Consider the following 26,628-nt stretch of genomic DNA (forward strand, 5'->3'; position numbering starts at 1 on the left):
TCCCCCAACGAGGATTATTCTGGCATGAAGCGCGGCATTCTTCTGGTGGTCTTTGGCGCGAACAGCAAACAGGCCAACGATACCCTTTCTCTGGTGGACGAACGGGTGCGTTCCGCGTTTCCCGGCGTGAACGTGCGTTGGGCGTTTACCTCCGAACTCATCCGCGATCGTCTGGCGGAACAGCGTGTGAAAACAGATTCGGTACGCAAGGCGCTGGAAAAGATGGGGTTCGAGCGGTATACCCACGTGGCCGTGCAATCTCTGCATATCATTCCCGGCGTGGAATACGAGGATTTGCTGGCCGATGGAGCCGCCATGCGTGAGCAGGGCAGGCTGAGTGATGTGGTGGTGGGCAGTCCGTTGCTGCATTCGGATACAGACGTGGCGCAGGCAGCCGCAGCCATGCTCCGGCATCTGCCGTCTCAGCGGACGCCGGAAGAGGCTGTGGTGTTCATGGGGCACGGCACATGGCATTCCGGCGATTCGCGCTATGAAGACCTCTCCCGCGCGGTGCGGGACAAGGACGACCGCATATTCATCGGCACCATGGACGGCAACCACACTATCGACGATCTGCTTCCCCTGCTGCAGGCGGCGGGGTGTGGGCGCGTGTGGCTGCTGCCCCTGCTCTCGGTGGTGGGCAGGCACGCGCGGCGAGATATGGCGGGGGATGAGCCGCAGTCATGGAAATCCCGTCTGGAAGGGGCGGGCATGGAATGCCTGCCCGTGCTTACCGGCGTGGCAGAGTACAGCGGGTTTGTGGATATATGGATTCAGCATCTTGCTGCCGCACTGGAGAGGCTGGAGAGGCCGGAGAGGCCGGAGAGGCCAGAGAGGTAAGACGGGTAGGTCTTTCGCATCGCGACAGCGGGGTACGACCCTGCGAACGGCGCATGCGTGCAAACGCGCGAACGCCCCGGATATGTGCTGCATATCCGGGGCGTTCGCGTATGGGCAAGGGCGGGCGATGGGTAAGGGGCCTTCCCTCACGCTGCCGAGGGAGGCGTCGCCTTGCCCGCTCTGCGCTGGGAAACAAGAAGAGCCAGCGGCACAGCCGCGCCGCAGAAGCCCAGCACGGCAATGATCAGCGGCTTGGATGCCCACCAGTCCAGCGAGACAAGCTCCATGGCGGCAGCTCCGCAAACAAAGAAGAAGAATGTGAGCAGCGATGCCGCCGTGCCGGAATTTCTGTTCACCTGTTCCAGAATCATGTGGTTGCTCAGCGGACGGCTCATGCCCAGAAAGAAGGTGTATGCAAACATAGGCAGCGCGAACCGTGCGGGCGTTTCCCCGCCCAGCATGAACATGACTGCGGCGGCAAGCAGCATACCGGAAACGGAGGTGAGCAGAATGGGCCGCGAGTCAAAGCTGACACACAGGCGCGAGCAGAGCAGCGAACCGCACATGAGCGCCACCGCGTTGAAGGCGAAATAGGCACCGTAGGTCTGGGCGGACATGCCGAATCCGGTGATGTAGATGTCGGACGATGCGGCAATGAACCCGAAAAAGGCGAACCCCAGCATGGAAAATGAAACGGCGTACTTCATGTAGGCCCGGTTGCGCATAAGGTCGCGGTAGCGGCCCAGTGCCTCGCGCACTCCGCCCGTGCCCCGTTCATCCAGCGGCTCCCTGAGTAGGAACGAACCGTACAGCGCGGCAAGGGCCAGAACGCCCTGCGAAAGGAAAATGGCCCGCCACGAGAAAAAAGAAAGCATCATGGCCCCCACGGTGGGAGCGGCCATAGTGCACAGGGGCACAATAACACCGATGTATGCCAGCAGCTTCTTGCGGTCATTGCCCTCGTACAGGTCTTTGGCAAGGGCCAGCGACAGGGCGGATGCCGCAGCCGCGCCCACGGCCTGTACCATGCGGGCGGCTATGAGCATGGAGATGGAGTTGGCGGCAGCGCAGAGCAAGCACCCGCCTATGTACAGCGTTACGCCGAAGAGCAGAACAGGGCGGCGGCCGAACCGGTCGGAAAGCGGGCCATGCACCAGCAGAAACGCGCTGAAGCAGACAAAGAAGACAACCAGCGACAGGTTTGCCTGTGCCAGCGGTATGCCCCATATGGTGCACAGGGTGGGAATGGCGGGCAGGTACATATCCGTGGAAAGGGCGGGAAAGCCCGCAAGCATGAGAATGAGAATGAAGTTGGTCATGGAGGGGGGCGTTGTGCCGGGGTTACAGTTGGTTACAAACGAAAACAGCCTCGTCAGCAGATGAGCATGCACGGTGCGTAGGCACTGTGAGTATGCACAGCGCACGCACGCCGGGGCCGCTGATGGCGGACGGAGTGACTAGAGGGGCGTTGCTGCGGGTCAGGATGGCGCGGAGGCCTGTCCGTTGCCAAGGCAACTGTTAGCGGCGTGCCCCTGTGTCGTCAATGGGAAATTGCGTGTCATTGCATCAGGGCCATGCCGGCCATGCGGAGTATGTGTGGAGCAGGGCCGTACTACGACCGTAGCATGGCCGGAGTATGGTGTGCCCGGTACAGTGGTGTGCATCGGGGCAGATTCTGTTTGCAGAAAGGGCACCCGTAGGGTAGGTGCTCTGCTATGTGATCGACATTTCCGGCCCGCATCATGCGGGGCCGGAACAGAACGGCTTGTCAATAAGGGGGAACTTCATGCGGTTGCAACCCTTGGCTGCTTTCGCTGCATGCCTGCTTCTGTTTGCTGTGCAGGCGTTCGCTCAGGATACCGATTACGCGGATTACATACAGGGTCTGGATGCCGGTGCCGTGAACTGGCAGACGGGCTACGTCACGGCCAAGGGCGTGGGCGTGCCTTCGCCCAATGCCGTAAGCCTTGCGCAGGCTCAGTCGCTGGCCGTGCGCGCTGCCACGGTGGAAGCCCGCCGCAATCTGCTGGCCGTTATCCGGTCCGTGCAGGTAACGGCAGATGCCACCGTGCAGGATGCCATGAACGGCAACGACGGGGTTCTGGAGCGTGTGCGCGGCATTTTGCAGAACTCGCAGATTCTGGACACGGCGCAGATGTCTGACGGCTCGGTGGAGGTCGTTGTGGGCATGAGCCTGCGCGGCGGGCTTTCCAACGCCCTGTTCTCTCCGGACATGCCGTTCATGTTTTCCCGTCCCGGCATGACCGGGAATACGGCGTCGCAGCCGTCCGTTTCCAATACCAATGTTCAGCCGGTTTCTGCGCCGCAGGTTACGCCTGCCCCGTCTTCAGAGGCAGGCGAAAAGGCAAAGCTGTCGGCTGTGGAAGAACTTGCGGCCATGCTTATCGCGCCCGGCAACAGGACGGCAGGACAGCAGGCGGGCGGGGCCGACGGCAGAACGGCTGTGAATGAAGGGACAGGCGGGCATGATATTGCCGTGCCGGTCGTAGCATCGCCGGTCACTCCCGTGGTACCCCAACCTGTGGTGCCCGGAGTGCAGTCGCCCATAGCGGCGGATATGAATTCTTCTGTTCCGCGTATGGCCGCAGTTGCGCAGGCAGGACCCTTTACCGGAGTGCTGATTGATGCGCGGGGGCTGGATGCGCGCCCCGCCCTGATTCCCGTAGTGCAGGACGAGCCGGGGAGCGATGTGTACGGCTCCCGTCTGGCAAACCGCGAAACCGCCGTACAGAACGGCATAGCGGGGTATGCCCGGACTGCGGAAGGAGCCTCGGTTCTCGGGCGGGTGGGCGCTAATCCTGCGGTCATCCGGCCTGTGGGGGTGCGTGGCAAGGCGCGGACCAACCTTGTCGTCTCGGAGGCAGATGCCGTGCTTCTGCGTCGGCTTGCCTCAGAAGCCGTGCTCGGTGACTGCCGGGTAGTCATCGTTCTGGACTGAGGCGAAGCACCGCTTTTCCGGCTCCGCATAACAAATATACATTTACCATCAAAAACTCCCGCGTACCTTCGGTGCGCGGGAGTTTCTTTGTACGGGGGCAGAGGAGGGGTTTATTCCCCGGCGACATAGGGATTAAAGTAGCCGAACTCTATCCACGGGCACGCCTTCTTTATGCGCTTGCGGTAGAAGGTGAACCCCACACTCGGTCCGAATTCTATGCCGTTCAGAAGGTCCAGATACATTTCCGGGTCAATGTTCAGATTACGCAGCTGGATAAAATCCGGGCGGGTGTCTTCCGCAAGGGAGATGAGCGCTTCGATTTCCGGCTCGGAGTCCGTAATGCCGGGAAAGAACAGCAGGTTCAGGGAAACCCACTTGCCACGGGCTTTGGCTTCCCGCATGGACTGCACCACATCGGCGAAACAGTAGCCCCTTGGTCTGTAGTAGCGGTTGTACACCTCTTCCCGCGCGGAGTTCAGGCTCACGCGGATGGAAGAAAGACCCGCGTCGCACAGCCTGCCCACGGCTTGGGGCATGGAGGCGTTGGTGTTCATGTTTACCGTACCCTTGCCGCCCTGTGCCCGGAACAGGCGAATGGCTTCTTCCAGCAGGGGAGCCTCGGTGAGCGGTTCGCCTTCGCAGCCCTGCCCGAAGGAGTATATGGGCTTTTCCTTCACGTTGCCGTGATGGTGCAGCATAACTTCTGCAATCTCCTGAGCCGTGGGGGTGAAGCTGAGCCTGCTTTGCGGGGTGGAGCAGATTTTGGAATCGTCTTCCTGCTGCGAAATACAGCCCACGCACCGGGCGTTGCAGGCGCGCGAGGTGGGCAGCGGTGCTTCAAACCTGCCAAGGGCAAGGTTGCGGGCGGCAGGGCATGAGTATTTAAGGACGCAGTTGCCCATAATGTGCTGCATGAGCCGGTTGTCCGGGTAACGGCGGATGAGCTTGTGCGCGTTTTTCTCTATCTTGTCGCACGGAATGTTGGTGAAAACCTGTCGTGTGTCCTGATCCACCTTTTTAGCGCACACATAGAAGCGCCCGTTGGCAAACCCCACCGCGCCGTAGGCGAACAGGGGCAGGGTGGGGGCATCGGGCTGCGCGATAAAGGCTGCGTGCGCCGTGAGCGTGTGGGCGGGGGCGGAAAACGCCGCCACCGCGAACTCTTCCATGGCTTCCGCTTCGCCTGTTTCCGGGTCCAGCCCCACGGCGTGCCTGCCGGGAAGCATGAAAAGGTCGCTGCCTTCCGGCAGGGGCATCAGTTCATCGGGACGCGGCAGAGCCATTTCCTTGCCGCGTTTGCAAACCATGAGCAGATCCGGGTGATCATATATGTTGCCGTCCTTGTCCGCGACAAGGAGCCTTGGACGGATATTGGAAGAAGCCATGCGGGTTCCCGTGGGGTATGTGTATTGTTAACGGACTATCTTTTGTGGTAGCTGCCTAGAAATGTCAGCAATGGACATGCCGGAAAGGCATGGTACGTTATCGGACGACTAAACGAAAGAGTGAAAATATGGGCTTGTTGGATCAGCCGTATACGGCGTTCATGCTTTTCATGCTGCTGTGCTTTTCAGGACTGATGGTCATGTTTTTCTTCATGCAGCGCAGCATTGAGGAACTGACCAAACGCATGAAGGATGAGCGTAATGAGGTGATGGAGGCTCTGCGTGCCATGGAAAAGCGCTTGTCTCAGGTAAGCGCGTTCAACAGGGCGGGAACCACCGGAAACCATGTGCATTTTGGCAGGGACGGCAGCGTGGTGTATGCGGAGAATGAAGGCGAAGATACTCCGGCAGCCGGGTCCGCCACGTCAGGAATGCCCACCGGGGCAGCCGCTTTCACGGACGAAGACCCGCAGGCGGACAGGGACTATTTCAGCGCGGAAGATAAGTCGGCGTACAGCGAAGTCGCGGAGGTTGACGATGCCGTGTCCGCTTCCTCCGCAGCGCTGCCTGAACTGGACATTCCGCGTCCCGGTACTGTGGGAAAGGGCGATTCCTCCCGCACGGGACGCGGGTTGCAGTTGGCAGATGATGATGCCGTTTCTCAGGTCAGGACTCCCTTTCGGGCTAAGACTCCGTCTGCCCTGTTTGAAGAACCCGGCAATGATGTTGCCTATGTTGCTGCTGATGCTGCTGATGCTGCCGACGGTGCTGCAAAGCGCTCTGCAGAGGATTCCGCAGGCAAAGCCTTCGACATGACGGAATTGCTGCAACTTTCCCGTCAGGAAGAAGATTCCGGGAATAAACGCAGGGCAGACAGGCGCGGCAAGGACAAGGCGGCAGCCCAACTGACGCTGGACCCGTTTCCCGCCGCAGTCATGACTGGCATCACCGCAGGCTCCGATGAACCTGAAGCAGAAGTCCCCGTAAGCGACTTCCGCATGATGGAGGCGGATGACACGGCGCGTGCATCGGCTGATGACCATGTGCAATCCCTGTTCGATGCACTGCCGGACGCTGATGCAAGTAAGGACCCATATGCAAGTCAGGACGCGGAAGAACGTGCGGGAGTGGATGCGGAAGAGGTGTTTTTTACTGTGTCCGCCCGGGCGGGCATATCGGCTGATATGCAGGCCGAAATAGCCGCAGACGGGCCGGACTTCAGTTCGGATTTCATGCCCGAAGTTCTGCCCTCGGCTATGCCGGAATACGGGCCGGAAGGTATTGTGCCGGAAGGTGTCGGGCCGAAAGACCTCGGGTTGCAAGACTTTGGGCCGCAAGACGTTAAGCCGGACGTCGATGACGATGACGAGGATATTGGAAGGCTGTTCGCAGCCTTCGCGATGGAGTCTGACGAGCAAGCGCAGACTGCCGTAGCAGAGGGCGGCAACGTGCCCGCCGGGCCTGAACTTGTCCCGGTGTCCGGTCGCGGCACGGCGCAGGTGCTCAGCGATGCGCAGGCGGATGACGCCTCTGCGTACGACGCCTCCGCGTATGATACCTCCATGTATGACGCTGACGCCTCGCATGACACTTCGCATCATGCCTCGTATGACACCTCGGGGGACGACGACGAGGAAGTCATTCTGCTCACGCCGGAAGAGATTGTCACGGATGAAGAAGACGCTCCGGCTGTGACAGGGCATCGCTCCGTTGGCAGCGACGATTACTTCGGCAAAGGCGGTGGAAGGTTGTTTTCCTTTTTCGATGAGGATGAAGAGGAATCTGCCCGCCCCGTGCAGACAGCCGGGGATGAAGACTATGCCCCTGCTGACAGGTCGGTTATCGCTGCGGATGCGTTGGCTGATGAGGAAGAACCGGCTGTGTTTTCCAGCCCCGGCGTGTTTTCCGGTACTGCGGAAGCCCCCGAGCAGGGCAGTGCGGAAATACCTGCGGATGACGGTGACGACGCCCCCATAGACATGGACTCCGCTCTGGCTAAGGCTCTGGCTGCGGCGGGAATAACCGATGATGCTCCGCCTGCGGACGGCAGCCGGTATCTTTCCGATGTTTCTGTCGGGCAGGAAGCGGGAAACGGCGAATCCATGGATTTTGTCTGGGAGGACGACACCGTGCCCGGAAACTCCGAGCCTGCGCAGCGTGCCGGTGACGGAAAGAAGAAGCGGGATAGGGGTGCCGGAGAGGCAAGTGACAACATAACGGAATACATTGTGCCGGAATAGCCCGGCCCATACAGGACGGAACAGTCGGAGTCCCGTGCCGGGTGTTCCATGGAGAAGCGCCTATGGATTTGTCATTTGTGATTCTGGGCGGTGTGGCTGTTGCCGCATTCGTCATGGTTTTCATGGTGAAGCGGTCATCCGGCTATCGCAGCATGTTGAACCAGTTGGAAAACGAAAACAATCTCATAGAAATGCGTATCCATTCCGTGGAAGAGGAACGGGAGCAGGTCAAGTCCAGCCTTGCGGTGCTGCGGGGCAGGCTTAAGGCCCACGAGGAAGCCGTGGAGGCACAGAAACGGGCAGTGAGCGATGCCGCCCTGCAACGCGAACAGGCAAGGGCGGAGACCTTTCTGGAGTATATGGTCAGGCAGGGAATCGTCACCAAGGAGCACTTGGTCAAGGTGAAGACCTATAAGGAAAAGAACGCCAGCCAGAACTCCGTGGAAGAACTGCTCATCATGCTGGATTTCATCAGCCTTGCCACCCTGCAGCAGGCTCAGGCCGCGTATGAGGCCGGAAAGATGTCAGCGGAATAACCCCGCACGGTGCGCTGTTTTTTCGATAGCGTTTTCCTCTGCGGCATGCAATAAGGCTTAAGCCCGACCAATCCGCCCGGCAAATCCCCTGCCCAATCGGTCGGGCGAGGCAGCCTCACAAAGCCGCCTGCAGCGTAGACAGATTGGGCAATGATTTTGGGCAAAGAGTTTGGCAGACAGATCAGGTGGTGTTTGTTTACGGCGAGGGAGGTCAGGTGCCGTGACCTGACAATTCAGGCCATCAGAAAACAGCATCAGTCGGCTCAATCGGAGGCGGCTGCCAGGTAGGCGCTTTTCAGCACCGGCGAAGCCACGCTCTCCGCCAGCAGAAGATAGATAAGACGCAACGCCCGTGTCCGTATGGCACGGGCGTTTTCCGTTCTGCGAGAAACAAGCGCTGCCCGGTCAAGGCTCCGCATGCGTTGCGTAAAGGCTTGGGCTCTGTGCTGTGCCCTGTGCTCCGCGTTTACCTTTGCCAGACCTTTTGCCGCCATGCGCCGCAGGGCCGCTTCATCCGACAGGGCATGGTGCATGGCTTTCAGAATGGCTGCGGCGGTATCCGGTGTGTCTGCAGGGTAGGTAAGCATATCCACCCCCGGCGTAAACAGCCGGTCCTGCCCGTGACCTACATCGGGGGTAAGCAGGCATGCGCCGCAGCCCAGTGCCTCAAAGACCCGGAAGTTCAGGTCGCCCGCTTCGCAATGGTTGAGAACAAGCCGCGCCTTGGGGTACAGGTCGCGGTAGTTGCCGCGTGTTACGTGCAGACCGGGAAACGCGTCTTGCAGCGTGCGCATAAGGGCGTGGCGCTTGGGGGTGGTTTCCGGGTGAACCGTACCCACGAACAGGGCATCCCACAGGGGGGCGTATTTTCCCGGCTGGTCCTCGTCCTTGGCAAAGGCAGGCGACCACCATATCCGTTCACGGGGCAGAAATTCGCCGCACATGCCGTCCATGTGGTCCCGCAGGCTCATGAGGCAGGCATCAAACCCCTGCGCGTAGTGCGGGTACCAGCTGTGAATGTGCGAGTCCACGCAGTAAAAGACCGTAAGACACGGAAAACGCTCCATGCCCACCACGAACGGCGGGCGGCTTTTATCCGCCACCACCACCACGTCCGGTTCCCATCCGGCTATCGTCCTGATTTCGTCCCAGCCGAAAACGGCGGTGTGCTCAAAATTGTGTACGCACACATCCCAGCCGCAGGCGGAGAGGGCGGAGGAAAAGAACGGGGAACCTATCCAGAACAGTCGTTTCATGGGCGTGTCCTTGCGGTGGGGCACAGCGGGTATTTATGCCGCTGCGCAGTGCGCCCTGTTATGGCAGAAGCGGGGCGAATGTTCAACGCCGACCCTGCCTGTGCTTGCAATCAGCCGGGGAATGGTATCTAATTTATCCGTTGTTGTCGTTCCCGGCCTGTCCCTGCATATATTCCGACCCGGAAAGGGGACCTTATGTCCATACTGAACCTGAACGCGGCTCTCGCGAATATGCTGGATAAGCATATTGAAACGTTGGCAAAACGCGAGAACCTTGACCCGGAGACCATCATCCGGGGCATAGAAGGCGGCACCATGGTGCTGCTTGCCAACCCCAACCACAGCAATGTGGCACCCGTGCTGGTGGGCCAGCCCGCCAGCGTGAAGGTGAACGCGAATATCGGCACCTCGCCGCTGAAAAACGATGTCCGTTGCGAGATGGTGAAACTGCAAACCGCCATCAACGCAGGCACGGACACCGTGATGGATCTTTCCATCGGCGGCGACCTGAACGCCATTCGCAAGGAAATGCTGGAAAAGTGCATCCTGCCTCTCGGCACGGTGCCCATGTACGCCGTTGCCCAGAAATACATTGACGCCGGACGCGACCCTGCGGAGATAGACCCGGAGGATATCTTTGCGGAGATTGAGCATCAGGCGTTGCAGGGCGTGGATTACATGACCGTGCACTGCGGGCTGACCCGGCGTGGTGCGGAGTTTGCCACCGGCGGTGACCGCGTGATGGGTATAGTCTCGCGCGGCGGGTCTATCCTTGCGCGCTGGATGCTGCAGAATGACAAGGAAAATCCGCTTCTGACCGGCTATGACCGTATTCTGGAGATAGCCCGTGCCCACAACGTGACCCTTTCGTTGGGTGACGGGCTGCGCCCCGGTGCCGGGTGCGATGCCGGTGACGCCGCCCAGTGGGAAGAAGTGATGGTGCTGGGGCAGCTTGCCCGGCGCGGTCTTGCCGCAGGCGTGCAGTGCATGATCGAAGGCCCCGGCCACGTGCGCCTTGACGAGGTGGAAACCCAGATACGCGGCATCAAAAAGCTGACCAACGGAGCCCCCCTGTATGTACTCGGGCCGCTCACCATCGACTGCAGCCCCGGCTATGACCATATTGCGGGAGCCATAGGCGGTGCCGTCGCCGTGCGGGCCGGTGTGGACTTTCTGTGCTATCTCACCCCGGCTGAGCATCTGACCCTGCCCTCCATAGAGGATGTGCATGCCGGGGTAATGGCCTCCAGAATTGCGGCGCAGGCTGGCGAAGCGGCTCTTGGCCGCCCCCATGCCGTGCAGCGTGAAATGGCCATGTCACGCGCCCGCAAGGCGCTGGACTGGGAAGCCATGCAGACTCTGGCTCTGGACCCGGACATGGTGGAAAAGCGCCGTGAAGAGCACAGCGACAAGCGCGAATGCGCCATGTGCGGCAAGTTCTGCGCGTACAAGATGGTGGAAGAAAATCCCTCCTGCGGGGAATAAGCGGCAGAATGCTGCGGTGCGCCTGCATGCGCCTTTGTCTGCATTCTGAACACTTCCTGCTGCCTGCTGCCTGCTGGCAGGTTGTCGCCTGTTTGTCGCCTGTCTGCATATGGGCTGATATCGGTTGGCGTATTGCTGACCGGCAGGGCGGCCGGGAAGACCGATTCCGGTGTTTAGGGGCCGTGCGCACTTGTGGCGCACGGCCCCTTTCTGTTTCATGCAGGAACACAAAAGGGATTGCGCACGGCCCGGAGACTGTGGCATGTTCCCACAATGCAGGCTTGCGTCCGGCTGTATTACACCCATGCACGCGTTACATCAGCTTAGCCACGGGGATGCCATGTACACGAATGATCAGGTGCTTTTCGCCTTCGGCCTTACGGTGCTGGCCGGTCTTTCCACAGGCATCGGGTCTGCCATAGCTTTTCTGACCCGGCAGACCAACACGCGGTTTCTTTCTGTGGCCATGGGCTTTTCCGCAGGGGTCATGCTGTATGTTTCCTTTGTGGAGATATTCGTCAAGGCGCAGCACGTGCTGGTGCTGGACGTGGGTGAGAATGCAGGTATGTGGGTGACCACACTGGCGTTTTTTGGCGGCATGGCACTTATTGCGGCCATTGACAAGATGGTGCCCAGTTATGAAAACCCGCACCAGTTGCACTCTATTGAGGAAATGGACGATGGCCAGTCCAATCTGCCCAAAGACAGCGCCCATGATTTCGGCAAACTCAAGCGCATGGGGGTATTTGCGGCGATGGCCATAGCCATTCACAATTTTCCGGAAGGACTGGCCACCTTCACGGCGGCACTGGCTGACCCATCGCTGGGCGTTGCCATAGCCGTGGCCATAGCCATTCACAACATTCCGGAAGGTATTGCCGTTTCCATTCCTATTTTCTACGCCACCGGCAGCCGCAAAAAAGCCTTTCGCTACTCCTTTCTTTCCGGATTGTCCGAGCCGCTGGGCGCGCTGGTGGGCTACCTGATCCTCATGCCTTTTCTCTCGCCCTACGTAATGGGCGTGGTGTTTGCCTCTGTGGCGGGCATTATGGTGTTCATATCGCTGGACCTGCTGCTTCCGGCGGCGCAGGAATATGGCGAGCATCACCTGTGCACGTACGGACTTATCTCCGGCATGGCCGTTATGGCGCTTTCATTGCTGCTGCTGTAACAGGGAAAAGCTCTGCCGCCACGACGCTGTTCACCATTCAGCCCCCGCCATGTTACTGCATGTGCGGGGGCTGAATGGTTGTGTACAGACTTGGGTGGTACGATGCCGGCTTGCTACAGAAGGTCGGCGTTCACAACGTTCTGCGGTGTTCCCGCCTGAAACTCGGCGATGTTCCGGGCGGTGGTCTGCATGAGGGTTTGCCGTGCGGTGAGGGTTCCCCATGCCAGATGAGGCGTGATGAGGCAGTTGCGCGCGGTAAGCAGCGGGTTGTCAGCAGGAACGGGCTCCACAGCGGTTACATCCGTGCACAGGCCGCCCAGTCTGCCCTGATTCAGGGCACGTGCCACAGCGTGCTCGTCTATGAGCGGACCCCGAGCCGTGTTGATGAGCACCGCATCCGGCTTCATCACATCAATGAGGCGGTCATTGACGAAGCCCCTGTTTTCTTCTGTCAGCGGGCAGTGCAGGCTTATAACGTCCGATGCGGCAAACAGTTCCTCCAGCCCGGCAAAGGCGAAGTTTTCGTATCCGGGGTGCGGTTTGGGTCTGGGCACGTACGCCATTACGCGCATGCCGAAGGCAAGGGCTATTTCCGCCACCCGGCGGCTGATGTTGCCAAAACCCACAAGCCCCATCGTTTTGCCTGTCAGTTCCAGTTGCGTGGAGTTCCAGTAGCACCAGTCGGCACTGGCGGTCCATTCGCCCGCGCGCACGCTGGCGGCGTGGTCCGTGACCCGGCGGTATGTTTCCAGCAGCATGGCAAATACATGTTGGGCAACGGCGTTGGTGCCGTAGCCCGGTACGTTTGAGACGGGAATGCCGCGTTGCGCCGCCGCCCGGATATCCACCACGTCATATCCCGTTGCCAGCACGCCTATGAACCGGAGGTTGGGCAGGGCTTCGAGATGTTGTGCGGTCAGCCGGGTTTTGTTGGTGAGGAGAACCTGCGCTCCCAAGGCGCGGGGAACAACATCGTCCGGTACGGTGCGGGGGTATACTTCCAGTGTTCCCAGAGCTTCTACGGGACTCCACGGGTTGTCGCCGGGATTCAGGGTATGGCCGTCCAGAACGATGATGCGCATCTGTCCATTCTCCTTAGAAAAAATAGTATTGCCAATGCGTATTTTTTTCCGCTATGCAAATGGGTATGTGTGAGGAAACTATGCTTCGAACATAGTCTTTCGGGCGGTGCGGGTAAAGTGCCAAAAGACGGGGGTGTGTCTTGGGCGCGATGCGATTGTTGGGTGCGGTGTTGCTGGCTGGCCTGCTCGTATGCGGCGGCGTAGCTCGTGCGGCTGAAGACCCGGTCATCACGTTCGGCATGTCAGCTGCGTTTACCGGACCTTCCAGAGGGCTGGGAATAGAGTTGTACAGGGGGGCCTCGGCCTGCTTTGAACAGGTGAATGCCAAAGGCGGTGTGCACGGCCGAAAGCTTGGCATAACGGCTCTTGATGACGGCTACAACCCGCTGCCCACCATTGCCAATACCATTCAGTTTATAGAGCGTGACGATGTGTTCGCGCTGTTTTCCTACGTGGGCACCCCCACGGTCACCCGCATTCTTCCGCTTCTCCTCAAATATCGCGACCGGCACGTATACCTGCTTTTTCCCTTCACCGGTGCGGAGCCTCACAGAAGTGAGCCCTACAGCGAATTTGTGTTCAACCTGCGGGCTTCATACATGCAGGAAACAGAAGCCGTGGTGGACAGGCTTATCGCTCTGGGGCGTACACGGGTGGGTATCTTCTATCAGGCCGATGCCTACGGACGGGGCGGCTGGGATGGCGTGCGCAGGGCTCTTGCCAAGTACGGGCTCAAGCCCGTGGCAGATGTTTCCTACCCGCGGGGCAGCGGCACGGAGTATTCGTACACGGAACAGGCCCGCCTGCTGCACGAGGCAGACATTGACGCCGTGGTCTGCATAGGCACCTACGCCTCAGGTGCCGGGTTTATCCGCGACCTGCGGGATATGGGCAATACTGCGCTGGCAGCCAGCGTTTCCTTTGCGGATGGTGATAACCTCATCCGTCTGCTTGTGGAAATGGGCGGGGCAGCCGGAGTGGACTATACGGCGGACCTTGTCCATATGCAGGTTGTGCCCTGTTACGAGGATCTCGGATTGCCAGCCGTGCGTGCCTATCGCGCCGCCATGGACAGCTATTCCGGTGTGCTTCCGGCGCATTTGGGCAAGGAAAGTTATCTGCCCAAACGCTATAGCGCGGTGAGCTTTGAGGGCTACATGAACGCCCGTCTTATTGTGGAGATGCTCCGCAGGATGGGGGCTAACCCTGATAAAAGCAAGATTCCCCGGGTGCTGGAGAGCATGGCGGATCTGGATGTGGGGCTGGATATGCCGGTGAGCTTCGGTCCGGACAGGCACCAGGGGCTTGACCGGGTGTATTTCATGATGCTTTCCGGCGGCAGGCATGTACCCGTTGCGGATTGGGAACGGTGGCGCAGATGATTCGCTCACGGCTCTTTCGCAAGACATTGATATTTATTATTATCCTATTTGGTTTTGTGGCGAATGTAACGGCCCTGTATTCCGCATGGATTCTGTACCACCGCCTGACGGACGAATACGAGAGCAAGGCTGTGGCCATTGCCCGCAGCGTGGCGCAGTCGGAGCTGGATATCATCGTCCGTAACGATGCGGCGTCTATCCAGTCCCGCATAGACCAGTATCTGGACCTTGAGGGCGTCTCCTTTGTGCTGGTGACGGATTCGGCGGGCGAGGTGCTGGCCCATACGTTTATTCCCGTCATTCCGCAGGCCGTGCTGGAGCTTATCGATGATTCCGCAGGGCCGGTGCTTATGGAGGCACAGCGGGTGCAGAACATAGCCCTGACGCAGGGCGATGTGCTGTACGTGCGCGTGCCCGTGTTGGCGGGAGCAGGCGGGTTTGTGCATATCGGCATGGACCGTTCCATCATCACCGGCTACATCCTCACTGCGGTGGTGCGGCAGCATGGGCTGACCATGGTCTTCTTCATTGTCAGCGTTGTTGTGGCCTACCTGTTCATGCGCTCTATCTCGCGTCCGCTCTCCGACCTGACGGATTACGCAAACAAGGTGGCGGCGCACGATTTTTCCGGTTCCATCAGCATCACCACCAAAGATGAGATAGGTGTACTTGCCGCAGCCATGCAGTCCATGGCGCGGGACTTGGCAACGCTGATCAACCATCTGGAGGCTGCCGTTGCGGAAAAAACCGGCGAATTGCAGGAAACCGTGGCCTATGTCTCTGCCATTATCAGTAATATAGCAGATGGATTGCTGGTGGTGGATGCGGAGGGGCGCGTAGCGCGGACCAATGCCGCGCTGGACGCCATTTTCCGCTGCGAGGTGGGCAGGCTGGAAGGGCTGACGCTGGAAGATGCCTTTACGTCAGGCACCTGGGGTGGTGAAGGCAACAGAAGCCTTGTTACCCTGCTGCGGCAGGCGGCGCGGGAGGGGCGTAACCAGCCCGTGCGCAGCTACGAGATTTTTGGCTGCAGGCGCGGCGGGGAAATGTTCCCGCTGGAAGTTTCCATGGTCTGTTTTGAGCGTGAGGGCGTGTTTTCCATCATCTGTCTGATGCGCGACAACACCGAGCGCAAGAGAGCGGAAGAGAACATGCAGAAGGCGCATGACCTGCTGGAGCGAAAGGTGGCAGAGCGCACCCGGGAGCTTTCGCGCATGAATTCGCAACTCATGCTGGAGAATGCGGAGCGGCGCGTGGTGGAACAAGCCCTGCGGCGTACTGAGGAACGCTACCGTTCCATCTTTGAAAACGCCATAGAAGGCATTTTTCAGACCACCCCGGAAGGGCGGTGCATAAACGCGAACCCCGCTCTTGCCCGTATTCTCGGGTTTGAAGCTCCGGAACAGCTTATCTCCGGCATTTCCGATGTGGCTAGAGACGTATATCTCAACCCTGAGGACAGGATCCGGTTTGTGGAAGAGATGAGTGCCCACGGCAGGGTGGTGAACTTTGAATTTCGTGCCCGGCGCAGAAGCGGGGAAGTGATATGGGTTGTGGCAAACGCCCGCAAGGTGGCGGACAAGGATGGCAGAACGCTCTACTTTGAGGGTTTTCTAGAAGACATGACCATGCGCAAGGAGGCGCAGGAACGGCTGGAGTATCAGGCATTTCACGACCCGCTCACCGGGCTTCCCAACCGGTTGCTTTTTCAGGACCATCTGCGCATGGCTCTTTCGCGCCACCAGAGGCGCACGCAATACTATTTTGCTGTGCTGTATCTGGATCTGGACCGTTTCAAGATCATCAATGACAGTCTGGGGCACGCCATAGGAGACGAGTTGCTGTGTCATGTGGCAGGCAAACTGCGTGAATGTGTGCGCGAGGTGGATACGGTTGCCCGTTTTGGCGGAGACGAGTTCGCCATCCTGCTGGAAGAGATCGCCGCACCGCGTGAAGCCGTACGAATTGCCCGGCGCATACAGGAATTGTTGGGTTTTCCGGTGGATATCGGAGGGCATGAGGTGTTCACCTCTGCAAGCATAGGCATTGTGCTGAAGACCTCTGCGTATGTGCACCCGCAGGAGGTGCTGCGCGATGCGGATACCGCCATGTACCGTGCCAAGGAACTGGGAAAATCACGATTCAAGGTGTTCAACCAGCGTATGCATGAAGAGGCGCTGCGGCTCATGGCGCTGGAGACGGAATTGCGACGTGCGGTGGAACGCAGGGAACTGGAGGTATGGTATCAGCCCATTGTGGATGCATCGTTGCGGCGGGTCTGCGGGTTTGAGGCGCTGGTGCGCTGGCATCATGAGAGCATGGGGGCTGTTCCGCCATCAGAGTTTATTACGCTGGCGGAAGATTCCGGACTCATTACGGAGCTTGGGGAGTTTGTGCTTGAAGAGGCGGTGCGGAACATAAAGCGCTGGAACAGGCGGGAGCAGAAGGCGCATCACGGGAACCTGTTCGTGAGCATAAACATTTCCGGCAGGCAGTTTATGCAGCCTGATTTTGCGGGTTATGTAGAGCAGCATATCCGGAACTGGAATGTTAACCCGGACCTGCTGCGGTTTGAAATAACGGAGAGCATGCTCATGGATCATGGGAGCATGGCTGTGGATACCATCAGCCGGTTGCGCGATCTGGGTGTGCATATGTGCATTGATGACTTTGGTACTGGGTATTCTTCTTTGAGCTATCTGCAACGGCTTCCGGTGGATACCATCAAGATAGACCGCTCCTTCGTGGCGGAACTGGGCGATGACAAGGAGGGGCGCTCCATTGTGCGCAGCATTCTGTCGCTTGGCTACAGCCTTGGGCTGGATGTGGTGGCGGAAGGGGTGGAAACCCCGGCGCAGGCGCAGTTGCTCGGTGAATTCGGTTGCCGCTTTTTGCAGGGATTCCTTTATGCTCCGGCACTCCCCGCTGCCGAGGTGGATACCCTGCTCAGTCTGGAAAATCCGCTGGCATATCTTGCAATGTCATACGAAAAGGATGACTTCCCCAACGTATCGGGGTTATAGTTTCTTCTGCGTCATGGTTGCCGTGCATGTCCGTGCAGCCTCTCTGCTGTCCGCCCTGCACTGCGATGCGGCATAACAACTCCCAACCGTTGGAATGATCTGGTGCGAATTTTTGCCCGTATTGTGCTTATCCTGCTGCTGATCGTGGTGCTCGCTGGGGGGGCGGCTGTCTTTCAGGCGTCCCGCATGCTGGATGCCGCCGCTGTGGCGGCAAGGATAGAGCAGTATCTTACCACACTCACGGGCACTGAATGCAGGCTGGAAGGCGGGGTGGAGATATCTTTTTTCCCGCGGCTTGCCGTTACCCTGAACAATCTGGTCATACTTGAGCCGCCCGCCGGAGAAGGCTTTACGCAGGCACCCGGGGACGGTGTGCTGGCAAGGGTGGGCAGGCTGCATGCTGCCGTGGCGCTAAAACCGCTGCTTGACCGCACGCTTGATTTTGAACGCATCATTCTTGAATCTCCATCAGTTACGCTCCGCACGCTGCCCGATGGGGGCATGCCGTGGCGCAGGGTGCTGGACCGGGTGGCTTCTGCGGGAGAGGTGGTTATTTCCGCTGCAGAAGAGAGCGTTACGGAAGCAGAACGGCATGCGCTTGCGGGCGGGCTTGCCATTCGCGGCATTCATCTGGTGGGGCTGGATGTGGAAAATGGCCTGTTCGAATGGCGTGATGAATCCGTAGCCGGAACCATGCCTACCACCACCGGGATGGGCGGTGACAATGCGCAGAACGGGACACAGTGGTCCGGTGTGCGCCTGCACGGAAATGTGAACGGCAGCACGGCAGACGGCGGGATACCCGTGGGGAATGAAACCGGGAAGCAGGAACGCTTTACGGTGGCTCCGGTGCTGCGCGAAGCCCCGGCCATGGAGCAGGATACCATTCCCTTTGTCCGGGTTTCCCGCCTGAATATGGACGTGGATACCAACGGACGCCTGACCTACGAATCTTCCTTTGTTCTTGAAAGCTCGATACTGCCCGCGCATGTGGCGGTAACTGCCCGTGGCGATGTGGTGCTGGAGGAGCATTTTACAGGGGTGCGTTCAGCCACATCCACCGTGGCGGTAAAGGGGAATATGTATGTCGGGGAGCGGGCTGTGCCGCTTTCTGTGCGCACCGCTCTGCGGTTTGACCATGCCGCCGATACCCTGATTTTAGACGGACTGAGCGCAGACATTGACGGGGCCGGAATTGCCGGAGCACTTCAGGTGAACCAATGTACTGCTGCGGAACGTAACCTTGCCGGAGTGGTGGAGGTGCGCAAGCTGAGTCTTCCCTACTGGTTTGGCTTCGGGGAATTTTTGCCCACAAGTTTGCAACATGCTTTGGATTCTTTGGACGGAACCCTTGTGTTGCGGATGGACAGCAAGGGACTGGTGGTGGACTCGCTGGATGTTTCGTTGCTGGGTATGCAGCTTTCCGGCAAAGGCGCTGTGGAGGATTTTTCGCGGCCCGTCATCTACATAGACGTGGAAGGGACGTTTTTGGACGTAAACAGGATTTTTCCGGAAATTATGGAGAATCCGCCGTCCGTACTGCCTCAGCCTGCCCGGCCCGGCAAGGCCGTGCTTGAGGCGGACCTTGAGGAGGATGACGACCCTGACGACGACATCGGGTACGATATCCGGGTTCGAGCTGCCAAGGGAACGGCCCGGTCTTTCCAGTTCGGGGATCTTGCTTTCCGGTGCTGGCCCATGCAGGGAGGGGGAACAAATACCTCGTACTCCATAGGTTCGTTTTACGGCGGCAAGGTGGAAGCGCTGCTGGGTATACGCGATGTGCTGACGCTGGATCTGGATGTGACCAATGTGCAGACCGCCGAGGTGAGCCGTCTTATGACGGGGGAGTCTGTTCTGGGCGGAGTGCTGACCGGCAAGGCGCGGGTGCAGTCCGGGGCGGATACCGTATGGGGTATGGTAGCAGGGCTGGAGGGTACGCTGGAGGCAACGTTGCAGAAAGGCTCTGTCCAGACCATGGCTTTGCGCGACGGGACCAAGCCGCGCCATGCGCTGGATTCGTTCTCTGTGACGCTTAAGGGCAAGACCCAGCACCCGGACCCGGACAAGGCCACGCGCTATCTGCCATACCACTGGGACATGAAGATGGATTTTGTTCCTGCGGGCACGCAGGAGCGGTATGACGTGCAACTGGTCGGCCCGGTGGTTATTGATTCCCGCAGGGCGTTGCCGGTGCAGGTGAAGGATGCCCGGACAACCTTGCGCTGGCAGGGAACGGATGCGCCGTTCGGAAGGACGGTTCCCATAGATTTTTCCCTTACGGGAAGGATGGATATGGATCTGGATAAGGAGACCATACGGTTTTCGCAGGCAACCGCCTCTGCGCAGCATGTTTCCGCCGTATGCTCGGTGGAGGGAAGCCAGTTGCTGGGAACTGTGCCCGTTTGGGAAGGTTCGCTTGTGACGGATGAGGTTTCTTTGAGGGAGTTTTTACCCCGGTACGGCAAGGACGTGTGGGACACTGCCGATCCGAGAGCCTTGAACGCCGCCACGTTACGCACGCGGTTCAGGTCTGAGGGGCGCAGTCTGGTGCTGCGCGATGTGGACATGCTGCTGGACCGTACCAAGGTGACGGGGTTTCTTTCCCTGCTGCGGGGAGAAACGCCGACCGTTCGCTTTACCCTGCGGGGTGATTTTTTGGATGCCGACAGGTATATGCCGCCTGCCGACGAGACTGCCGTACAGCCAGCTTCCTCAGCGCCGTGGAAGTTGGACTGGATGCGCCGCAACGATATTGCGGGCGATATTGCGGTTGATCACATCATTTACCGTAATCTTGAATTCTCCGGACTGAATGCCACGGTCTCTGTTGCCGGGGGAAGGATGCGTGTTTCTCCCCTGCGTGCCGGGATGTACAAGGGCACCGCGACAGGCGAACTGGACGCAGTGGCTAAGGACGGACTGGATACCCGGGTTGCCGTGCGGATAAGGAAAATTGATCTGGAACCGGCTGCGTTGCGTTTTGCGGGGAATGAGTATGTGGGCGGCACCCTTTCCGCATCCGTGGACATGCAGGGGCTTTTGCGCAACGGCGACGATATTCCCGGCGCCTTCAGCGGGACATGGGGATTTGATATCGCAAAGGGGCATTACAGCTTTGGCACACGCGAGGACGGCGAGCGCAGCCGCACGCCCTTTGACAAGGCGTCCGCCTCCGGTGTTATGGATCGCGGGGTGCTTAAAAATGACGATCTTTCCATGAGTTCCCTGCTCATGAGCATGAGCGGCAAGGGTGTGGTGGACCTTGCCCGCAAGAATCTGGACTACCAGATCAACGTGACCTATGCGGAAGTGCCCACTTTTCCCGTGCGCATCTACGGCAGCTTCAGCGACCCCAAGACCTCCATACGGGGGGCTGAAATTATCCCCCGCACCATTGGCAAGCTGGGAGGGGGCATCTTTAACATCTTCCGCCGGGTGATAACCACGCCGTTCAGTGTGCTGGAAACGCTGGGCAATATGGGGAGCACCAACTCCACCCGTACCCGCTAGTCTTGCGCGGCGGGCAGTGCGTTAAGAGCCGCCCCATGCTGCATGGTTCTGTTCAGGACGGGCGGGCTTGTCTGCGATGTGTTGTACCAGAGAGCTGCCGCGCTGGGGGGACACTGTTTTTGAGGGCTGCTGCGCCGAAAGACGCTATGCCTGAAAGCCGCTATACCCGAAAGACGTTGCGCTTGGAAACGGCTGCACCTGGGTGCAGCGGGGTGCCCGGCGCGCGTTGCTGTCTGCGGAAGCCGTTGTTTTTTTGCGGACCCTATTCTCCTTTTCCTATTCCTGTCCCTATCCCTCTTCCCTAATGCCTCCCCGGTTTGTCACGCCGGTTACCGTTTGTACTGCCGGCAGCGGTACGTGTGTATTTCCCCACGCTGTGTGCAGTTGTCCTTGATGTGCAATGTGTTGTGCAGTAAAATGCACATATGTGTGCATGTGCAAGAATGAGTGGCTGCCATGTTCCTGTTTTGCACAAGATGGGAAGCGCTCAGGCACAAAAACTGCCTGCTTCCTGTGGGCTGAAGCGGTGTATGCCGTTGCCTGACGGAGAAATGTGCGAATACGGCCGCCTTGTGAAAATCTTGGCACACCTTTTTCATGGTATCCCCCGGTTCGCGGAGACGGTTGGCACTTCCGGCGTTCCGGAATCCTATTTTTCTTACCCGGTGGTGTAATCTCATGGAAGTCGCTGATTCCAACAAGGAGCGGAGTACGCTCATCATAGCGGTCATGACTCTGGTGACCATCGGGCTTTCCCTCATTATCTCCACGGGGCAGACCCTTTCTCGTCAGGAAGAGGCGGGCACGCTGCACTTGCAGCTTACGGCGCGCTCCGTGCTGCAGGCGGTGGAAAGCTCTTTGCGGACGGGGCTTTTTGTCGGGCAGGACGCAGGGCTCTTCCGCCCCGGAACCGCCGAATATTTCCGCGAGCTTGAGCGCAGCGGCGAGGTGGTGTTCGTGGGGATTATCGATGAGCGCGGCGGGCGGGTTATTACCTCGCGGGACACCACGCATGAAACGGGCACCATTCTTTTTCCCCCGGACGCACTGACCATCCTGCGCGAGCAGGGGGAGTGGTCCGGCAGAGCCGCATACGGAAAGCACAAGGTCTACGTGCACGCCCGGCAGACCGTGACCGGGGCTGCGGCAAGGCTTGACGAAGCGGGACACCTGCTGCCCACCTTTCTTGTGGTAGGGCTGGATATGACCAAGCATATGGCGGTGTATCAGGGCTTCCGGCAGAACGCGCTGTTTCAGGCGGCATACATTCTTGCTGCTGCGGTGTTTATCTGGGCGCTGGCAATGGGACTGCTCAAGCGGCGCGAACTGGCGGGCAAGGCTCTGCAGCTGGAGCGTTTTCAGGCCAAGCTGCTGGACAATCTGCCGGACGGGCTGCTCATTGTCAGCCCGGCCAATGTGATACGCGCCGCCAACCCTGCCGCGCATTCCATTCTGGACGCTCAAGGCTCCGGGCTTGCGGGGCTGCCTCTTGCGGAGTTACCCGGAAACGTGGGTGAATGCCTGTTGCAGCCTGAAGAAGGCCCTACGGCCGGATGGCAACGCCGCACGGCCAAGGGGGCGCATCTGGAAATTCTTTCGGTTCCCCTGCGGGAGCATGAGGAAGAAGGGGCGCGGCTGGTCATCATACGTGACCGAACACGTATGCGCGAACTGGAAAAGAGCCTGGCCGACGCGGAAAAGATGGCGGCTCTGGGCACGCTGGCGGCGGGGGTGGCCCATGAGATTCGGAATCCGCTCAGCTCCCTGCGCGGGTTCGCACAGTATTTTGCCAAAAAATTCAAGGGCAGCAATCCTGACGAGACCTACGCGCAGACCATGATCCGGGAGGCTGACCGCCTGAACCGGGTTATTACCGACCTGCTCTACCTTTCCCGGCCCCGTTCCGTGCAGCAGGAGGCCGTGGACCTGCTGCTGCTTGCAGAAGACATAAGCAACCTTGTGCGCATGGACCTGGAAGACAGGGGCGTTTCTCTGGAAATAAGCCTTGAGTCGCAGGAGGTGCTTGCCGATGCCGACCTGCTGAAGCAGGCGGTGCTGAACCTTGTGCTCAACAGTCTGGACGCGCTGGGAGAGGCGGACGGAGATATGCGCTACATACATATTGCCTCTGCCTTTGGAGACGGTGGCGTGTGGCTGTTTGTGCGCGATACCGGGCCGGGGATGACCAAGGAGCAGAAAGAGCAGGCGTTTGAGCCGTTTTTTACCACAAAGACCAAGGGCACCGGGCTTGGCCTTGCCCTTGTACACAAGACCATGCGTGAGCACGGGGGCAAGGCCCTCATTGAATCAGAAGTGGGGCGTGGAACAACCGTGGCCCTGTTTTTTCCCGACACTGATCACGCGGAACAGGAATGGAGCGCATGATGAAGCGACTGCTTGTCATTGATGATGAACCCGGACTGCGCCTTATGGTGCGCGCGGTGATGGAAGATGCCGGGTGGGAAGTGGAGGAGGCCGGTTCCGGCGAGGACGCCATTGCCTTTCTGACTCAGGACACGGTAAGCGTGGTACTTCTGGATATGCGCATGCCGGGCATGAACGGAAACGAGGCTCTGGCCCGTATTCAGGATATCCGCCCCAGTCTGCCTGTCATCATGCTTACGGCCTACGGTACCGTGGGTTCCGCTGTGGAGGCCATGAAGCGGGGCGCGTTTGACTATCTTTCCAAGCCCGCGGACAATGAGGAACTGGTGGCCGTGCTGGAGAAGGCCTACGAATACGGAAGGTTGCTCAATGAAAATGAAAACCTGCGGCGCAAGTTGGCCGCAGGAGATCCGGCTGAGCGGCTTGTAGGCAGCAGCCCCGCCATGCTCCGTGTGCTGGAGCTTATCCGGCAGGCCGGGCCTTCTGAAGCCACGGTGCTGGTCATGGGTGAATCCGGCACAGGCAAGGAACTTATTGCAGAAGCCCTGCACGAGGCGAGCCCGCGTGCGGCTCATGCGCTGGTGAAGGTGAACTGCGCCGCATTGCCGGGGAACCTGCTGGAGAGTGAACTGTTCGGCTACGTGAAAGGGGCATTTACAGGCGCTGTTAAGGACAAGCCGGGGCGTTTTCAACTGGCGCGGGGGGGAACCCTGTTTCTGGACGAGATAGGGGAGATGCCCGTGGAATTGCAGGCCAAGCTGCTGCGGGCCTTGCAGGAGCGCGTGGTGGAACCGCTGGGAGCCGTGCGCCCTGTGGATGTGGATGCGCGCATAATTGCCGCGACCAACCGTAATCTGCGGGAAGCCGTGGACAAGGGGGAATTCCGGGAGGATTTGTTTTTCCGGTTGAACGTGCTGGAGATAGTTTCGCCCGCTCTGCGGCAACGGCCAGACGATATTCCATTGCTTGTGAGCAGACTGCTTGATAAGCTGAGCAAGAAGAACCGAAAGGATGTACGGACGGTTAGTCCCGATTTTATGCAGGCGCTTATGGCATACCACTGGCCGGGCAATGTCCGGGAGTTGGAAAATGTTCTGGAGCGGGCACTTATCCTTTCCCGGTCGGAAACGTTAGGGGTGGAATCTTTGCCCGCGCAGTTTGCCAGTATTGTTGAGACGGGAGGAATGGCCCACAGTGTGGATGCAGCCGTTTTTGCGCCACCGCAGAGTGACGTGTTTTTGCGTCCTGTACGCAGCCGCCCGAAGACGCTGGACGATGCGGAGCGTCTGGCCCTTGTGGACGCTCTTGAAGCGCAGGGCGGGCACAGGGAACGAACGGCAGATGCACTGGGCATAAGCAGACGCACACTGCAATACAAGCTGCGCAAGTACGGGCTTACCAAACGGGGGTAAGGCAAGGGATGGCTGTTCAGAGAACGGGGATACCCGTGCAGTTGTGCACCGCATGCTGCATGCCGCAGTGCCCGCGCATTGATTGTGCGGGAGACGGCATACGCCGGGAATGATACTGTCTGACGCGAATGTCCCGCAGACCGGGATAATCGATATGCCGGAAGGAGCAGGTATGGAATATCTTGACTACAGGGCGACATTGAAGCGGTTGATGAACGATGTGGAATTTGTCGGCGAGTTGTACACAACGTTTCTGGATACCTATGACACGCGGATAAACCATATTCTGGAACTGATGGATGCCTGCGCCTACGATGCACTATGGAAGGAGGCACATGGCCTGAAGGGGGCGAGCGGAACCATTAACGCCGCCCGGTTGCAGGCGTGTGCGCTGGAACTGGAGGAAGCGGCGCGGGCGCAGGATGCGGAAGCCCTGCGGCTGCTGCGCCCCCGTTTCGCCGAGGTGTGCCATGAAACGGCTGCGCATATCCGGCAGTGGCTTGTGACGCATGGGGATGCCGACGCGCAGATAAACGGCGACTGAAACAGAAATGTGTTTCGGGTGTCCGGCATTTGTCACAGACGGGCCGTAGATTCTTTTCCAGACACTCGGTCAAATCAGTTTCCCATACCTCTTCCTTTGTCCTTGCCCCCCGTGCCCGGGGGGCTTATTCTTTTATAAGGCAAAGAAACCCGTTGCCTGCGGAGTGATTGTCTTCGCTCCGACAGCGACGGACAGACAGGGAGGTGGCCATGACGGATGACCGACTTCTTACCATTACCGCCAATTGTACGGGATGTGGAGCGTGTGCCGAGTTGCAGCCGGACTATATCGGCTGGGATGAAGAAGAAAGCAGGCCACTGCTGCTCACCGATGTGGCCCCGGACGCCGTGGTGTACGAACTGCAGGCGTTTTGCCCGGAAGATTGCTTTGACTATGAGTGAGGTGTACGGCGCGAACTACAGCGTAGATGCCGGTTGGCACTGTGCATGGAAAGTACTGCGCTGGATGGATGTTACACCTTGTGCACTCGGTGTTTGCAGGTGTGACTGAACATTTGAGGGCGGGAGCTGGGGCCTTGCGGCAGATGCAGATGACGGCCTGTTTTTCATACACACTGCGGGGCGGACGATTGTCCGCCCCGCTTTCTGCTTGTGTATCAGGAGGGTGATGGCGGGATGTGTGACCAATGCCCGGAGGATGGGGTGGGGCTGTTGTCGGAGTCGTTACCAATGAAAAAGTCCGGCTTTGCAGCCGGACCGTGTTATTTCCAGTTCTTTCCGTCGTAGCGGAGAATTTCTGTCTGCCAGAGGCGTTTGACCATCTGGAAATCTTGCTGGGCGAGCAGGTGCTTGGCCTCTGCGCGTGCTTCGTAGTGCAGCACCGCGTATTTGATGAGACCGATGAAATTTTTGCCCGAACCATCGGCGGGCTTTACCTGCACCATGAGGGTGTCTGGGGCCAAGTCTTTGTAAGAGGCAACCCAGCCGCCTTCTTTTTGTTCAATGAGGTGGTTTCTCGCAGTGTAGCAGAGCTTGCCGGACATGGAAACAAGTCGTGTGAACGCGAAGTCGCGCAGATGGTCACGGGCTCTTGCAAGGCCGGGGGCCTCTTCAGGCTCTACGGGGGCCGGTACTGCCTGCTCTGTTGCCAAGGGCTGCGGGGGGCAGGCTTCGGTGGCTTCCGGCGCGGCCTTTGCGTCTGCCTGCGAGGGCTGGTAAGCGGCTTGCGCAGCTGAAGCTTCCATGGGATTCTCTGTAGGAGTTTGAACAGGCGCTTCAACAGAGGCTTCCGGCGTTTCGGTCACGGCTGTCTGGGGAACAGCAGCCACATCGGGTTGTACCGCGTGTGCCGGAGCCGAAACAGAGAGCAACAATACACACGTTAAGGCCGCGATGAACGCGGGCACCGAGGATGAGCTTGTTTTCATAAAGCTCCATTACAATGAAAAAGGCCCG

General features: G+C 59.2%; 18 protein-coding genes. 13 read left to right on the forward strand and 5 right to left on the reverse strand.

From position 1 onward, the window contains the following. Positions 1-24: 24 nt before the first annotated feature. Positions 25-840: a sirohydrochlorin cobaltochelatase gene (locus HUV26_RS10780; RefSeq protein ID WP_174410098.1), complete on the forward strand. Its 816-nt coding sequence runs from the start codon at positions 25-27 to the stop codon at positions 838-840. Between the two features lie 146 nt (positions 841-986). Here the strand turns inward: HUV26_RS10780 and HUV26_RS10785 are convergent, their stop codons facing one another. Beyond that, on the reverse strand, positions 987-2,159 hold the full coding sequence (locus HUV26_RS10785; RefSeq protein ID WP_174410099.1) for a Bcr/CflA family efflux MFS transporter: 1,173 nt from the start codon (positions 2,157-2,159) through the stop codon (positions 987-989). A gap of 467 nt (positions 2,160-2,626) precedes the next feature. Here HUV26_RS10785 and HUV26_RS10790 point away from each other — a divergent pair, with 467 nt between their 5' ends. Continuing rightward, positions 2,627-3,799, forward strand: a complete 1,173-nt coding sequence (locus HUV26_RS10790; protein ID WP_174410100.1) for a TP0624 family protein — start codon at positions 2,627-2,629, stop codon at positions 3,797-3,799. A gap of 110 nt (positions 3,800-3,909) precedes the next feature. Here HUV26_RS10790 and HUV26_RS10795 read toward each other — a convergent pair whose 3' ends face one another. Then, on the reverse strand, positions 3,910-5,184 hold the full coding sequence (locus tag HUV26_RS10795) for a radical SAM family protein (RefSeq protein ID WP_174410101.1): 1,275 nt from the start codon (positions 5,182-5,184) through the stop codon (positions 3,910-3,912). Between the two features lie 128 nt (positions 5,185-5,312). On the opposite strand from HUV26_RS10795, the gene HUV26_RS10800 reads away from it, so the two are divergent. Further along, on the forward strand, positions 5,313-7,424 hold the full coding sequence (locus tag HUV26_RS10800) for a hypothetical protein (RefSeq protein ID WP_174410102.1): 2,112 nt from the start codon (positions 5,313-5,315) through the stop codon (positions 7,422-7,424). A gap of 62 nt (positions 7,425-7,486) precedes the next feature. Further along, entirely contained in the window at positions 7,487-7,960 is a 474-nt protein-coding gene (locus HUV26_RS10805) for a hypothetical protein (protein WP_174410103.1), read from the forward strand. A 263-nt stretch (positions 7,961-8,223) separates the two neighbouring features. Here the strand turns inward: HUV26_RS10805 and HUV26_RS10810 are convergent, their stop codons facing one another. After that, the gene (locus tag HUV26_RS10810) at positions 8,224-9,216 is read right to left on the reverse strand and encodes a glycosyltransferase family protein (RefSeq protein WP_174410104.1); all 993 of its coding nucleotides are present in this window, start codon (positions 9,214-9,216) and stop codon (positions 8,224-8,226) included. Positions 9,217-9,411: 195 nt separating this feature from the next. Here HUV26_RS10810 and thiC point away from each other — a divergent pair, with 195 nt between their 5' ends. Continuing rightward, positions 9,412-10,701 carry a phosphomethylpyrimidine synthase ThiC gene (gene thiC / locus HUV26_RS10815; RefSeq protein ID WP_174410105.1) on the forward strand — a complete coding sequence of 430 codons (1,290 nt, stop codon included), beginning with the start codon at positions 9,412-9,414 and terminating at the stop codon, positions 10,699-10,701. A gap of 340 nt (positions 10,702-11,041) precedes the next feature. Continuing rightward, positions 11,042-11,872, forward strand: a complete 831-nt coding sequence (gene zupT, locus HUV26_RS10820) for a zinc transporter ZupT (RefSeq protein ID WP_174410106.1) — start codon at positions 11,042-11,044, stop codon at positions 11,870-11,872. 113 nt (positions 11,873-11,985) lie between these two features. Here the strand turns inward: zupT and HUV26_RS10825 are convergent, their stop codons facing one another. Continuing rightward, a complete protein-coding gene (locus HUV26_RS10825) occupies positions 11,986-12,954 on the reverse strand; it encodes a D-2-hydroxyacid dehydrogenase (protein WP_174410107.1) in 969 nt (322 codons plus the stop codon). A 149-nt stretch (positions 12,955-13,103) separates the two neighbouring features. Here HUV26_RS10825 and HUV26_RS10830 point away from each other — a divergent pair, with 149 nt between their 5' ends. The 7 genes from HUV26_RS10830 to HUV26_RS10860 all read left to right on the forward strand — a co-directional run bounded on the left by HUV26_RS10830 (position 13,104) and on the right by HUV26_RS10860 (position 25,614). Further along, a complete protein-coding gene (locus tag HUV26_RS10830; RefSeq protein WP_174410293.1) occupies positions 13,104-14,336 on the forward strand; it encodes an ABC transporter substrate-binding protein in 1,233 nt (410 codons plus the stop codon). Between the two features lie 56 nt (positions 14,337-14,392). Beyond that, positions 14,393-17,359, forward strand: a complete 2,967-nt coding sequence (locus HUV26_RS10835) for an EAL domain-containing protein (protein ID WP_174410108.1) — start codon at positions 14,393-14,395, stop codon at positions 17,357-17,359. A gap of 102 nt (positions 17,360-17,461) precedes the next feature. Next, the gene (locus tag HUV26_RS10840; protein WP_174410109.1) at positions 17,462-20,872 is read left to right on the forward strand and encodes an AsmA family protein; all 3,411 of its coding nucleotides are present in this window, start codon (positions 17,462-17,464) and stop codon (positions 20,870-20,872) included. Between the two features lie 678 nt (positions 20,873-21,550). Next, positions 21,551-23,257, forward strand: a complete 1,707-nt coding sequence (locus tag HUV26_RS10845; RefSeq protein ID WP_174410110.1) for a two-component system sensor histidine kinase NtrB — start codon at positions 21,551-21,553, stop codon at positions 23,255-23,257. Beyond that, a complete protein-coding gene (locus HUV26_RS10850; RefSeq protein WP_174410294.1) occupies positions 23,257-24,669 on the forward strand; it encodes a sigma-54-dependent transcriptional regulator in 1,413 nt (470 codons plus the stop codon). The genes HUV26_RS10845 and HUV26_RS10850 overlap by 1 nt, the downstream gene beginning before the upstream one ends. A gap of 172 nt (positions 24,670-24,841) precedes the next feature. Further along, positions 24,842-25,213, forward strand: coding sequence for an Hpt domain-containing protein (locus HUV26_RS10855; protein WP_174410111.1), 372 nt, complete (start codon positions 24,842-24,844; stop codon positions 25,211-25,213). A 209-nt stretch (positions 25,214-25,422) separates the two neighbouring features. After that, the gene (locus HUV26_RS10860) at positions 25,423-25,614 is read left to right on the forward strand and encodes a 4Fe-4S dicluster domain-containing protein (protein WP_174410112.1); all 192 of its coding nucleotides are present in this window, start codon (positions 25,423-25,425) and stop codon (positions 25,612-25,614) included. A 320-nt stretch (positions 25,615-25,934) separates the two neighbouring features. Here the strand turns inward: HUV26_RS10860 and HUV26_RS10865 are convergent, their stop codons facing one another. Next, positions 25,935-26,417 (reverse strand): hypothetical protein, encoded by a 483-nt coding sequence (locus HUV26_RS10865; protein ID WP_174410113.1) that lies wholly within the window; start codon positions 26,415-26,417, stop codon positions 25,935-25,937. Positions 26,418-26,628: the final 211 nt, after the last annotated feature.

Source organism: Desulfovibrio psychrotolerans (assembly GCF_013340305.1).
Classification (GTDB): domain Bacteria; phylum Desulfobacterota; class Desulfovibrionia; order Desulfovibrionales; family Desulfovibrionaceae; genus Halodesulfovibrio; species Halodesulfovibrio psychrotolerans.